Consider the following 13,582-nt stretch of genomic DNA (forward strand, 5'->3'; position numbering starts at 1 on the left):
CGCGCCACCACGCCTACACCAGTAAAACTATTCAAACAGCAGCGCCTTGGAGGAGTCAACAATGAAGCATCATTCGTCCCGCCCCGCAGTGAAGTGTTCGGTCATCGCCATCCATTCGGCACTGGCAGCGCTCGGCGCGCTTGCGCTTTCTGTGCCGGCACATGCACAGACCGAGAGCAGCGCCCCCGCCACACCTGTCGAATCCCAGACCCCCGCCGCGGTTCCCGCGGAGCCGGTACCGGCGCCCGCCGAAGCTGCAGCGCCTGCCACGGGCCCGATGCAGTCGGTGGTCGTGTCCGCCTCGCGTATCTCCCGTGCAGGCTATTCCGCCCCGACGCCCACGACGGTCATCGGCGCCGCGACGCTGGAACAGCGCGCCACCGTCAATATTGGCGACGTGCTCAACGAGATCCCCGCGTTCCGGGGCAGCCAGACGCCCGCGGGCGGCGGGCTCGCTAATTCTGGTCAAACCCTGGCCGACCTCCGTGGCCTCGGCGCAACGCGTACGCTGGTCTTGCTCGATCGTCACCGGCTTCCGCAGACGAATAACGGCGCCGGGATCGACCTGAGCATGATTCCAACCGTCCTGATCCGCACTGTCGACGTGGTGACGGGCGGCGCGTCTGCCTCGTACGGTTCCGACGCAGTTTCCGGTGTCGTCAATATCGTTCTGAACGACTCGCTCGAAGGCGTGAAAGGCAATCTGCAATACGGCGCGACGCGTTACAACGACGCCAGGGACACGTTTGGCGGTCTTGCGTGGGGCGGCAGCTTCGCGGGCGGCAAGGGGCATATCGTCGTCGGCGGGGAGTACAACAAAAACAGCGGCACGGACATCTTCAACGACGAGCGTGAATGGGGCAGAGAGAGCTACATCAACTTTGCGTTTCCAAATCGCGCGGCCGGCGTGGCTGCCAACATCATCGGCAAAAATGGATTAGTGGGCAACGGCACGACCGGCGGTCTGATTCGCACGAACGGTCCTCTGCTAGGCCTCGCATTTGTCAAGGCGCCGAATGGCGCCACGACGACTGCACGATTCTCGCCAGGCCAGTACGGCAATTTCAACACTTCGCAGGATATCTTCACCGATGAGGCAAGGGCCGCCAACGAGGCGGCCGGGATCACTCACCGGTATACAACACAGCTTCGCCCACAGCTGGAGCGTGCAAACTTTCTGACCAAAGTGAGTTACGAGTTCAACGACCGTCTCAGCGCCTACGTCCAGCCATTGTTCTCGCATACGCGAAGCGGCAACATCCTCATTACGCGGCGCGATGGAGCCGGCGCCGGACCAGCGCTGCCGATCGCGCGCGACAACGCCTACCTGGTACAAGCCTTGACGCCGGCGCAGCTGGCGCTCGTTCCTGCCGGGGGTCTTTCGATCGGCTATCTCGGCAATGATTTTGGTCCCGTAGTCAGGGAAACTACGCACGACACCAGCTATATTTCAACCGGCCTGAACGGCAAATTCGGCGAGACTTGGGAATGGGACGTTTCGTATCAGAACGGTCGCGACAAGGCCAATACCGATTACGTGAACAACATGATCAACGCCAATTTCAGAAACGCGATCGATGCGGTTATGGTCAACGGCCAGGTGGTCTGCCGCAATGCTGCGGCTCGCGCTGCCGGATGCGAACCGCTGAACATCCTTGGTCAGGCGAGCGGAACTCCGGGCGCTTTCAACTACATCAGGGGTACTGCATCCGGAAAAACCGTCTCACGACTCAGTGAATTTTCGGCCAACGTGCAAGGCGAGCCGTTCTCGAACTGGGCCGGTCCGGTCTCGGTTGGCGCCGGTCTCGAACGACGTAAGGAATCGCTCGTGACGACGGTCGATCCGCTGTCGCAATCGACTGGCTGGCTGACTGGGGCAGGGGCCAATTTGCAAAAGGCGAGTGTCACTGTCAAGGAAGTGTATGCCGAGACGATCGTGCCCTTGCTGAAGGATGTGCCGTTCGCCAAAACGCTCGATGTCAACGGCGCGGTACGCCGCACCGACTACAGCAGCTCGGGCATGGTCACTACCTGGAAGGGCGGCCTGACGTGGGAGCCGACTGCGGACTTCCGCCTGCGCGGGACCCGCTCGCGCGACATTCGTGCACCCAACCTCGTCGAGCTTTATACGCCGACTGCGCCAAGCTTGCCGCTGCCGGCCGATCCGCGTCCAGGCGTCGCTGCGATCACGAACACAGCCGGCGTCACAGTCGGCGGGAATCCCAACCTGAAACCGGAGATTTCCAACACTGCCACTTTCGGTATTGTGTTCCAGCCCAGTTACCTGAAGCGCCTGAGTGTCTCGGCCGATTATTACCGGATCAACATCGAGGGCGCGATCACCGCCACCGCCACGCAGAACGTGGTGAACAACTGTTTGCTCGGTGGCGTGTACAGCGGGAATTCGTATTGTTCACTGATCAGCTTTGCCAACAACGACGTGGTGAGGGGGCAGATCACCGGGGTTCGGGGAACGACTGCCAACGTGGCGGAGTTCAAAACCCGCGGCGTCGACATGCAGTTGTCGTACAGGCAACCGCTTGGCGAGTGGAGCTCTGCACTCGACGGAACGCTTGGCATCAATATTCAAGGCACGCGTGTACTCGAGTACAGGACTTCGACGGACGTTTCGGCGCTGTACCCGGAGGGAATCAATCGCGCCGGTCAGACGGGGGCCGGTTTCGGAGGCCCTGCCGGCTTGCCGAAGTGGATGTGGACGACGGCGCTCGACTATAAGTGGAAACGCCTGTCGGTGAATGGCCAGGTACGTTACATCAGCCGCAGTCATCAGAACAACGGATTCATTGGTCCTGACGAAGCCGGCTACAGCCCTGCGGCCGTCAACAGCGTTAACAACAACATGGTCCCTTCCTACACACTCGTAAACGTGGGGGCGAGTTACGACTTCGGCGGGGAGTCCGGCCGTCGCGAGCTTTACTTCACGGTCAACAACCTGCTGGATCGCGATCCGCCGCCGCCGGCCAACCAGAACGCCTACTACGATCTCGCCGGACTGACGTTGAAGGCTGGTGTGCGCTTCAGCTTCTAGTAATCCTGATGGGGGCTCGACTGTCCCTGGTCGAGTTCCCACCTCCCACAATGAGGCGTGCTGCCAGGGCTCACAAGACCTGTCTGCCACTACAGGAATAGAAGTGAAGAAGTTAGATCTCGCGATTGCCGCGCTTGCTTGTTGGAAAATTACAGCCAGTGCAGCGCCTGATTTCTATCATGTTTTTAATGTACACCGATGACCAAACCATTCAAGAGAATTTTGTTCACTGGCGCGGCCGGCAACCTGGGCTGCCGGCTACGGGAGCGACTGCACGAACTCGCCGATATCGTGCGCTTGTCAGATATGGCGGACCTGGGGCCGGCCGGTCCGGGCGAGGAGGTGGTCCAGTGCGATCTGGCGAACCGGGACGAGGTTTTCAGGATGTGCCAAGGCGTGGATGCCGTCCTGCATTTTGGGGGCGTCTCCACCGAACTCGAATTCGAGCCGATCATGCAGGCCAACATCCTGGGGCTAGTCAACCTGTATGAGGCGGTCCACACGCTGGGCATACGGCGCGTGGTGTTTGCCAGCACCAACCACACCATGGGGATGTACCGCAGCACCGACAGTGTCGACGCTACCATGCCGACCCGGGCGGACGGTTACTACGGCGTGTCCAAGGTGTTCGGCGAATCACTGTCGCGCTACTACTGGGACCGTTTCGGCATCGAGACCGTGTGCCTGCGCATCGGCTACTGCTGGCCGGAGCCGACCAACTATCGCCAGATGGTAACCTGGCTCGGTCTCGACGACATGGTACAGCTGCTGCGACGCTCCCTGATCACGCCACGCGTTGGACATACCATTGCCTTCGGCGTATCGGACAACCCTGGGCGCTGGTGGGACGATCGTCATTCACGCCATCTGGCTTATCGGCCTACCCAGAGCTCGAGCGCGTTCGCGCACCTTATCCCCGAAGCCGTCGACTGGTCGGACCCGGCGGACATCACGTTGACGCACCAGGGCGGGGTGTTCCTGACAAACGGACCGAAATACAGGCCCTGATACATGACCGACAAGCCAGATTCACCACTGCCACCAACCACGCGACGCCGCCGCAGGCACGGTGGCCTGACGCTGCGCGACGTCGCCAAACTGGCGGGAGTCGCCCCGATCACGGCCTCGCGCGCGCTCAACACCCCTGACGCGGTATCGCCGGAGATCCTGGCCCGCGTGCGCGAAGCGGTCGAACGTACCGGCTATGTGCCGAACATCCTGGCCGGTGGCCTGGCTTCGCGCCAGACGCGGCTGGTGGCAGCGATCGTCCCTACCATCTCCAGCCCGGTATTCCTGGAAATGATCGAGGCCCTGACCCGGTCGCTCACTGCCGCCGGCTACCAGCTGATGCTGGGGCAGAGCGGATATGCCGATTCACGCGAAGAAGAACTGCTGGAAGCGATTATCGGCAGGCGCGCCGATGGCGTAGTGCTGACGGGCGTGTTGCGCTCGCCGCTCGCGCGGCGACGGCTGCTTGCAAGCGGTATCCCGGTCGTGGAGACCTGGGACCTGACACCAACGCCCGTCGACATGCTGGTCGGCTTTTCGCACAGCCGGCTCGGCAGCGCGGTTGCGGCCTACCTGCATGAGCGGGGACGGCGCCGGGTGGCCATCATCAGCGCCACCGACGAGCGGGCTCGCCAGCGCACGGATGCCTTTATCCAGACCGCACAGGCGCTGAAACTGGCCGGCCCCGACGGCCAGGTCCCTGCACGCTACGTCGCCGCGCCGACCACCGTAGGGCATGGCCGCACCGGCCTGCGCGAGCTGCTGGCGGCGCATCCCGACATCGATGCGGTGTTCTGCAGCTCGGACAGTCTCGCCCTGGGCGTCCTTAACGAGGCACACGCTCAGGGCATCGCGGTTCCCGGGCGGCTGGGCGTGATCGGGCTGGGCGACCAGGGCTTCGCGCGGGACCTGTCGCCAGCCCTGACCACCGTGCGCATCGACGGCAACTTGATCGGGGAGACCGCCGCCCATTACATCCTCGAGCGCATTGCGGGACGACAGGTCGCCGAGCCCGTATGCGACATCGGTTTTACCATCGTTGAACGATCCACCATCTGACACATCTCTTTCGGCAACCCGGCCCGCTGCGGCATCGGATGCCACGTTGGTCCAACATTAACAACAGAAAGGTCACACATGCGTCGCTTGAATCACCCGCTCCTCAGAGCATTGGTTACGTCAGTTGCCGCACTGGCCATCGCCAGTCCCCTTGGCGCCCTGGCGCAGCCGGCGGGAACGTCCGCAGGAACGCCTATCGCGGTTCCCACAACACCAGCGGCGATCAGGCTATATCCTGGCGTCGCGCCAGGATCCGAAGGCGCGACCCAGGTCGAGCAATGGACGCAGTTTGCAGACGGACGCCGGGCGCGCAATATCACCGTGCCGGTCCTGATTCCGGTGCTGCCTGCTGCAGGCAAGGCAAATGGTACCGCCGTCATCGTTGCACCGGGTGGCGCTTTCCGCTTGCTGTCCATGGACAACGAGGGCCATGCGGTCGCAGACTGGCTGGCGCAAAGGGGAGTGAGTGCATTCATCCTGAAGTACCGCGTGGTCGAAACGCCGGCAAAGGAAGAAGACTTCATCCGTGAGCGGCGCCGTGGCGTGGCTTCTGGCGGACGCCTCGAGACCTTTCCATTGGCAGTGGATGACGGCCGCCGGGCTGTGCAATTGGTCCGGGAAAACGCCTCCCGCTGGGGGCTGAATGGCGGGCGCATTGGCATGATCGGCTTTTCCGCGGGCGCCATGACCACACTCGAAGTGGTGTCGAGCCCGAACGCTGTCAACCGCCCGGACTTCGCCGCATTGATTTATGGCCCCATTGAGGCGCGGCCCGTTGCCGCGGATGCGCCACCATTATTCATTGGACTGGCGGCAGACGACCCCCTGATTCCGCATGGAGATTTCGGGCTGGTCAGCTCCTGGAAAAAGGCGGGGAGGCCGGTGGAACTGCACTTCTATGAGCGCGGCGCACATGGTTTCGGCATGAAGAAGCTGGGCTTCACCAGCGACATCTGGCCGGAGCAGTTCTGGGCCTGGATGCGGATGCGCGGCCTTGTGGGGCAATAAGCTCGGTACCACCATTCAGGCCATGTGAGCCCAGGCCAGCGCCACTAGTCCACCAGTGGCGCTGGTCCTGCTCGCTACGACGGCGAGCAGCAGGCTGCCCTATTTTCTCTTAGGCCGAGATGCGCTGGCGCGGCAAGGCAAGCACTTGTCCACTGACGGCTGGCTCGACCGATGCGGTTGCCGTATCGTTGCATGGCTCGGTGCCTGCGATCTCGATTAACATGTTGCGCAGCCAGATGTGCGACCGGTCCTGTTCCAGGAAGCGGTTCCACTGCATGGACATTTCAACCTTCGGAAATTCGATCGGCGGCGCAAGCAACCGGATCGGGTAATAGCAGGCCAGCATGCGCGCTAGCCGCGTGTGCATTGTTGCGATGCGGTTGGTGCCGATCACAAAATGTGGCAGGCTGGTGAAGTTGGCCGTCCACACCTCGATGCGGCGGTCGTAACCACTGTCCTTCAGGAAGTGCTCTTCAAAACTCGTGTTCGCCGTGCCGAACCGGGAAGATACGTGGCCAAGCTGCATGTACTCGTCGAGCGACAGTGTCTCGCCGATCAGCTTATTGCCGGTCCAGGCGATGCAGGTATAGGTTTCTTCGAACAGCAATTCGGTTGGCTGTGAATCCGACATGTACCGTTTCGGCAGGATCACGAGCTCGACTTCGCCGCGCTCGAGCTGCTCGGCGGGCGCCGACGTCGCCAGCGAAATGTTGATGGAAATGCCGGGCGCTTCCACGCTGATACGGCGGCCGAGCTCTCCCAGCAGGACAGTCGACACAAAGTCGGAAGCCAGGATACGGAACTCGCGCGTGGCGGTCGCCGGATCGAACTCCGGCTTGACCTCGATGGTGCGCTGGATCTGCAGCAGCACATCCCGTACCGGTTCGATCAGGCTGACGGCGAGCGGGGTGAGGCTCAGGTTGCGCCCCACGGGCATGAGCAGCTCATCCTTGAAATAATCGCGCAGGCGCGCCAGAACGCCGCTGGTGGCCGACTGGCTCAGGTTCAGGCGGCGGGCCGCCCGGGTGATGCTTTTCTCGCTGAGCAGGGCGTCGAGAGCGACGAGAAGGTTGAGGTCTAGGCGGTTGAAACGCATGTTGTCTCCTGGTTCTGGCGCGCGTGTCGTGCCGTGCGCTCTTGTTTTTCGATAATGCCACACACGTGCGCGGACGTCATCGCCTTCAACGGCTTTACAGAAGCGTATCCAATGCTCGTAAGCATTGCATTCTCCGATATCAGGTATCGGTAAAGCCGATACTGAACCGGGCAGCAACTGGCCGGACCCGGCATTGCGGCTTCGTCACGCCGACTCGCGCACCTCCGGCAAGGCCAGCGGCGCCCGGCTTTGCCCATTGTTCTCATTGACCAGCTTCGCCAGCAAGCCCATGAACAGCTCCTGCTCCTGCGTGCCGAGCGGCGCCAGCAGCCGCTGCCTCAAGCGTCGCGCGCCAGGCACGAGGTCGTCCAGCAACTGCCGGCCTGCAGGCGTGATCGTCAGGGCGCGTTGTCGCCGGTTGTGCGGAATGACCTTCCGCTCGAGCAGCCCCTTTTCCTCAAGCCGGGCGCAGACGGTGGCGCCGGTCGAGGTATCGATCGCCGCTATCCCGGCCAGCGATACCTGGTCAATGCCGGGATGCTCGGCCAGTCCACTCAGGATCGCGTACTGCACCGGTGTCAGCGCTCCCCCCATTTCGTCGTGAAACATCGAGACCGAAATCTGCTGGGCCCGCCGCAGCAGGTGGCCCGGGTGCTGGTACAGGACAAGCATCGAACTCCGGTCGTCGAGCACGTTTTCTGTTGGCATATGTCCAGTTGTTCCCCAGTGCGGTGCACCGTTAAAAATACTTGAAAAGATAGTTTACTTCGTACCGCAAACGCGTGATACTTTTCTGACGTTCAGTGTACTTAATATAAATCGAATACAGCAAAGGAGACAAGGATGTTCCCCAAAAATGCGTGGTACGTGGCCTGCACCCCTGACGAGATCGAAGGCAAGCCCCTCGGCCGCCAGGTCTGCGGCGAGAAGATCGTGTTCTATCGCGGCCAAGGCGGCAAGGTAGCCGCCGTCGAGGATTTCTGCCCGCACCGCGGCGCGCCGCTGTCGCTTGGCTTTGTCCGCGACGGCAACCTGGTGTGTGGCTACCACGGCCTGGAGATGGGCTGCGAAGGCAAGACGATCAGCATGCCGGGCCAGCGCGTGCGCGGGTTTCCTTGCATTCGTAGCTATATGGTGGAGGAGCGCTATGGGTTTATCTGGGTCTGGCCCGGCGACCAGGCGCTCGCCGATCCCGCGGCCATCCACCACCTCGAATGGGCGGACAATCCCGAGTGGGCCTACGGCGGCGGCCTGTACCACATCAACTGCGATTACCGCCTGATGGTCGACAACCTGATGGACCTTACCCACGAAACCTATGTCCACGCTTCGAGCATCGGCCAGAAGGAGATCGACGAGGCCCCGGTGACGACCAGGGTCGAGGGCGAGCAGGTGGTGACCAGCCGCTTCATGGAGAACATCATGCCGCCGCCGTTCTGGAAAGCGGCCCTGCGCGGCAACGGCCTGGCCGACAACCTGCCGGTCGACCGCTGGCAGATCTGTCGTTTCAATGCACCGAGCCACGTGATGATCGAAGTCGGCGTCGCACACGCCGGCAAAGGCGGCTATCACGCGGATGCAGCGCATAAGGCGTCGAGCATCGTCGTCGATTTCATCACGCCGGAAACCGAGACCTCGCACTGGTATTTCTGGGGGATGGCGCGCAGCTTCAAGCCGCAGGATGCGGAGCTGACCAACATGATCCGCGAGGGCCAGGGCAAGATCTTCGGTGAAGACCGCGAAATGCTCGAACTGCAGCAGCAGAACATCCTGCGCCACCCTGAGCGCAGGCTGCTGATGTTGAATATCGATGCCGGCGGCGTGCAGTCGCGCCGCATCATCGACGCCTGGCTGGCGCGGGAGCAGCCACAGCCGCAGCCGCAGGAGGTTGCGGCATGAGCACGATCAAGGTGAGGGTCGCCAACAAGGTCATCGAGGCCGATGGCATCTGCAGCTACGAGCTTTTGCCGACGAACGGCGCGGCGCTGCCGGGCTTCGAGGCCGGCGCGCATGTGGACGTTCACCTGCCGGGCAGCCTGGTGCGGCAGTACTCGCTCTGCAACGCCCCGCACGAAACCCATCGCTACCAGATCGGCGTGCTGCGCAACGCCGATTCGCGCGGCGGTTCGCAGGCGATGCACGACCACATCGACGTCGGCTCGGTATTGACCATCAGCGCACCGAAGAACCACTTCCCGCTGGTCGAGGCGAAACGTACGCTGCTGCTTGCGGGCGGGATCGGCGTGACGCCGATCCTGGCGATGGCGGAAGCGCTGGCGAAGAAGGGCGCGGCGTTCGAACTCCACTACTGCGCGCGTTCGCGCGAAAAGGCCGCGTTCAAGGAGCGCCTTGGTGCCTCGCACTTTGCCGGCTGCGTGCAGTTTCACTACGACAGTGACGAGGCTGCACAGAAGCTCGACCTGCCTGCAGTGCTGGGCGCGCCGGACCCGCATACGCACCTGTACGTGTGCGGGCCGCAAGGCTTCATCGACTACGTGCTGGGCACCGCAAAGGCACACGGCTGGCCAGCGCCGCAGCTGCACGTCGAGTATTTCAGCGCGGCGGCGGTGGACACGACCGGCGACCAGGCTTTCGACGTCAAGCTTGCATCCAGCGGCAAGGTGGTGACGGTCCCGCCCGGGAAGTCGGTGATCAAAGTGCTGCTTGATGCCGGCGTTGACATTCCGTACTCATGCGAGGAGGGCGTCTGCGGCACCTGTATGACCCGCATCCTGGAAGGCGTGCCCGAACATCGCGACATGTACCTGACCGAGGAAGAACAGGCCGCGAACGACCAGTTCACGCCATGCTGTTCGCGGGCGAAGACGACGATGCTAGTGCTCGATTTGTGAGGATCGGCACGGTGGGCAGCCGCGACGTCACCGTATCAATTACATCTGATCACGGATCCCTGGTGCGCCAAAAACAGCGAAATTCTAAACAACTGGTTTTGGCGAAACCAATTGCAGCGCGGCGGACTCGGCTCGCGCATTCCGCGGCGTTCCGACGAGCGTAGTGCAGCCTTGTTGCGGTGCGAGGCGGTACTCCTTGGGCGAAACGGCGAAGCGTTTCTTGAACAGGCGCCGCACACCTTGATCCAGTCATGATTTCATTGATCTTTAACGACATTGAAGTGGCGCGCGCCTGGTCGAAGCACTGGCGCGCCAGGCGACCTCCTGCACGGCATGCCAATTACGTACTGTGACCTGCTCACGCTGGCGCTCCCTGCATCCGAAGGACGCCGTCCTTGGCCGCGTAGTAAAGGTGGACATCGGGCCCAAGCTGTTGTTCGTCGAAGGCTTCTGCGCTGCCCGCGAGGCGGGCCGCGTAGAGCCTCTTCACTGGACGACATCGACGATGACGCGTTTGTAGCGTGTAAGTCGTGGTGTGCCGTGGTCAGTCAGCGCCAGGATGATATGTATCGTCCCCGTTCCAGGTGGGCGCACGCGGCCAGTCGGCACGATGAAGAACGCCTTCTGCTGGTCGGAGCCGTTAATCTTTAGCGGTTGGCCCGAGATGGCGCTGGAGACGACGAAAGTGCCGGGCTCAGGATAGTAAAACCAGTTGTACGACAAGGCGTCGCCGTCCGGGTCGCTGCTGCCGACCGCACTCAGGTCGACCCGCTGGCCGCGCTTGGCCGTGATGCGATCCGGATGGCCAAGCGCTGGCAAGGGCGGGTGGTTCGCGCCCGAATAAGGCTTGATGGTCCAGTCCATGCGCGCCGCGAAATCATTCTGAAACGCGCCGCGCCAGCGCCACACTGTCGCGTGGTTACTGGTGTGCCACTTCCCGTCATTGCCCAGAACCTCGTCTTGGGCGTCGGTCCAGATCGGCCGCGTTTCTTCTTGCGTAAACCATCGCTGTTTGCGCGGTGTGTACAGCTCGTAGCGCCCGCCCCAGCCGCCCCAGTCCGGACGTTCCGGGTCGCTCAGGCCGTTTGAGATGAGGTTCAGGAAGGACGGGGTATCGCCCTCCATCAAATATTCCCATTGGGGGTATTCGGCCCCAAGCGGGCCCTTGCGGCGTACACTCCACCCGAGCCATTGGTTCGACACGACAGACGCATCGCCACCGGCAAAGCGACCATGGAAATCATCGCCAGAGATGCCGGACCAGGTGGCGTGGTGGTAGGCGCCTGCCATATCTACGCCGGGGCTCACGATGTAGTGCAAACCGGGGAAGTTCTGGCGCAGCCAAGGGCCGGTGTCGTCTTGGCCGGAGATAGCGTATACGCGCAAGCGCGCAATAAAACGTGCCTGCGCTTGTGGCGTGCGCGTGGCGCGTACCTTCCACAGCGCCTGTGCTAGAACGTTGGGGCCTCCCCACACGGACACCCACAATGGTCGCGGATCTTCGCTGTCCACCGCGCGGATCAACTGCTCTGATGCAGGCGAATCCTTTCCGTCGCCAACGCCCTGCATGCCGAGTAGCGGCAAGCCTGCACTGACCTTGCCCAGCAGGGCCGCGCCGGTGGGGAAGCCTGGTTCATGAAGCTGAAGGTTATCACGTACCTTGCCGTATGCCGTGACGATCCGTGTGATCCGCTCGGGCGCAACACGGCCCGGTTGGTGCACCGAGGTAGTCGCTGCGAGCCCCTCGATATCAAACTGGTTGGCATAGACGAGTAGCCGCACCAGCGACATCGCGTCGTCCGGCTCGTTCTCGATATCGGTTAACACCATCAGGCGCGGTTTTGGTGCAACGGGGTTTGCTGCCGCCTGGCCCGGTGCAGATGAAGCAGCGGGAGCGGCAATGGCCGCGCTGGCAAGCAACAACAGTGGCAATGTGCAGCACTGCAGCATGCTGACCGCTGCTGCCGGGAGCCGGTCAATCCCGCGGGTCACGTGCGCGAGCAGCAGGATCGCATTTCCTCGAATATTCATTGATTTTGCTCCGTTTATTATAGGTATTCTGTCCAGGACGCCAGACGATGGGGCGACGATAGCAGTCTGCCCCCAGCGCAACCAATCGATTTTTTCGAGCATTTGCATTAGCCAATCTGCATGCGGCATCTGCACGGCCGACGGCTGGCATCCACTGCACAGGCTAGGGCGATGGCTGGCCGCTTGGTTGCCGGTCAAGTACTGGCGGCGGGCGCCGGTGCGGCCGGCGTAATGTTGTCCGCAGCGCCCGGTCAGGTAGTGGCTGCAATATGCGCGTGGAAGCTGTCAGGGGGCAACCTGCCCAGCAGGTCGCTCCCCTCGACGCAATGATCGCTTACTGAGGACAGTAGCCCGGCGCCTCCAGCCCGCGTTACAAAGGACCGTGAGCGAATTTGCCGGCTTGCCTGAGCAAGCACTGGCTCCGCAGCAAAGTGGCGTGGGGCATCCGTACTCGACATTGGCAGTAGATGTCTGGCTATCAGAGGCATGTTCATGACGCAGATCTACGACTTCGCGTTGACACGCAGCCATAACAACCATACCGTGCCGTTCACACTCATCCGGGGAATGTATTTTCTCGCGCTTACGCCTGATGCCACCGTGTGCTTGCCGCATTGATCTCGTGCAATAGCGCCCGGGCGCCGGGCGCAAGGAGCGCGCCTTTTCGCGTCATGATGCCGATCGAGCGTTCCAAGCCGGGCATGTCGAAGGGCAGCACGGCAAGTTGCGCCGTTTCGACCTCGTAATGCAACTGGTGTGCCGAGACGACGGTCAGCATGTCGCTCGAGACGAGCAGGCCGCGCAGCAGGGCAAGGTCGCCCGTTTCCACCACCGGCTCGGGCGGCGCCAGCCCCTGGCTCTTGAAGAACTGGACGAGTGATTCGCGCAGCGGCGTACCGGGGCGCGACAGCACCCAGGGGTAGCTCGCCAGATCGCCGATGCGCAGCCGTGTCTTTGCCGCCAGCGGATGTCCGGCCCGTGCCACCAGTGCAGCCTTGTCACCGAACAAGGAGCGCAAGACGAAGGCGCCCCCGGGATCGCTGCGCAGTGCACCGACGATGAAGTCGATCCGGCCGCTGAGCAATCCGGCGGTGAGCTCGCCGTAGGGGCTTTCGAGCGAACTAACGTGCAGGCGCGGGTGGCGCTGCAAGACGGCGGCGATCGCTGCCGGTAACAGCTGGGAGCGCGCCAGCGGCAACGCGCCGATCGTAACCGTGCCCTGCACGACGCCGGCCAGGGCGGCCAAGTCTTCCGGAATATGGCGCAGTTCGGCAAGCGCACGTTCGAAGCGCTCGATCCAGCGCCTCCCGGCGTCGGTGGGCAGCATGCCGTGTGCGGTGCGCACGAACAGCGGCTGGCCGAGCATGTCTTCCAGCCGCGAAATCGCCTGGCTTACCGCTGACTGCGAGGCGCCCATCGCGTGCGCAACGGTCGGCATGTGGTGGACCTCGGCCAGCAGCGCCGCAGCATGCAATCTCC

General features: G+C 62.7%; 10 protein-coding genes. 6 read left to right on the plus strand and 4 right to left on the minus strand.

Annotated features, from left to right (window positions below):
• Positions 1-61: 61 nt before the first annotated feature.
• The 4 genes from ACFPN5_RS12295 (at position 62) to ACFPN5_RS12310 (ending at position 6,124) form a co-directional block, all read left to right on the plus strand.
• Positions 62-3,049 (plus strand): TonB-dependent receptor plug domain-containing protein, encoded by a 2,988-nt coding sequence (locus ACFPN5_RS12295; RefSeq protein WP_379783584.1) that lies wholly within the window; start codon positions 62-64, stop codon positions 3,047-3,049.
• A 198-nt stretch (positions 3,050-3,247) separates the two neighbouring features.
• A complete protein-coding gene (locus tag ACFPN5_RS12300) occupies positions 3,248-4,057 on the plus strand; it encodes an NAD-dependent epimerase/dehydratase family protein (RefSeq protein WP_379783586.1) in 810 nt (269 codons plus the stop codon).
• Positions 4,058-4,060: 3 nt separating this feature from the next.
• Positions 4,061-5,116 (plus strand): LacI family DNA-binding transcriptional regulator, encoded by a 1,056-nt coding sequence (locus tag ACFPN5_RS12305; protein ID WP_379783588.1) that lies wholly within the window; start codon positions 4,061-4,063, stop codon positions 5,114-5,116.
• Between the two features lie 78 nt (positions 5,117-5,194).
• A complete protein-coding gene (locus ACFPN5_RS12310) occupies positions 5,195-6,124 on the plus strand; it encodes an alpha/beta hydrolase (RefSeq protein WP_379783590.1) in 930 nt (309 codons plus the stop codon).
• Positions 6,125-6,233: 109 nt separating this feature from the next.
• Here ACFPN5_RS12310 and ACFPN5_RS12315 read toward each other — a convergent pair whose 3' ends face one another.
• On the minus strand, positions 6,234-7,220 hold the full coding sequence (locus ACFPN5_RS12315; RefSeq protein WP_379783592.1) for a LysR family transcriptional regulator: 987 nt from the start codon (positions 7,218-7,220) through the stop codon (positions 6,234-6,236).
• Positions 7,221-7,424: 204 nt separating this feature from the next.
• Entirely contained in the window at positions 7,425-7,928 is a 504-nt protein-coding gene (locus tag ACFPN5_RS12320) for a MarR family winged helix-turn-helix transcriptional regulator (protein WP_379783594.1), read from the minus strand.
• Between the two features lie 135 nt (positions 7,929-8,063).
• On the opposite strand from ACFPN5_RS12320, the gene ACFPN5_RS12325 reads away from it, so the two are divergent.
• Both ACFPN5_RS12325 and ACFPN5_RS12330 read left to right on the plus strand, forming a co-directional pair.
• Complete coding sequence (locus ACFPN5_RS12325; protein ID WP_379783596.1) at positions 8,064-9,119, plus strand: aromatic ring-hydroxylating dioxygenase subunit alpha; 1,056 nt, start codon at positions 8,064-8,066, stop codon at positions 9,117-9,119.
• Positions 9,116-10,072, plus strand: coding sequence for a PDR/VanB family oxidoreductase (locus ACFPN5_RS12330; protein ID WP_379783598.1), 957 nt, complete (start codon positions 9,116-9,118; stop codon positions 10,070-10,072). The genes ACFPN5_RS12325 and ACFPN5_RS12330 overlap by 4 nt, the downstream gene beginning before the upstream one ends.
• 486 nt (positions 10,073-10,558) lie before the next feature.
• Here the strand turns inward: ACFPN5_RS12330 and ACFPN5_RS12335 are convergent, their stop codons facing one another.
• A complete protein-coding gene (locus tag ACFPN5_RS12335; protein ID WP_379783600.1) occupies positions 10,559-12,211 on the minus strand; it encodes a nucleoside hydrolase-like domain-containing protein in 1,653 nt (550 codons plus the stop codon).
• 475 nt (positions 12,212-12,686) lie between these two features.
• Entirely contained in the window at positions 12,687-13,577 is an 891-nt protein-coding gene (locus ACFPN5_RS12340) for a LysR family transcriptional regulator (RefSeq protein WP_379783602.1), read from the minus strand.
• Positions 13,578-13,582 lie beyond the last annotated feature (5 nt).

The sequence above is a fragment of the Massilia niabensis genome, from assembly GCF_042655085.1.
In the GTDB taxonomy this organism is placed as follows: Bacteria; Pseudomonadota; Gammaproteobacteria; order Burkholderiales; family Burkholderiaceae_D; genus Telluria; species Telluria niabensis.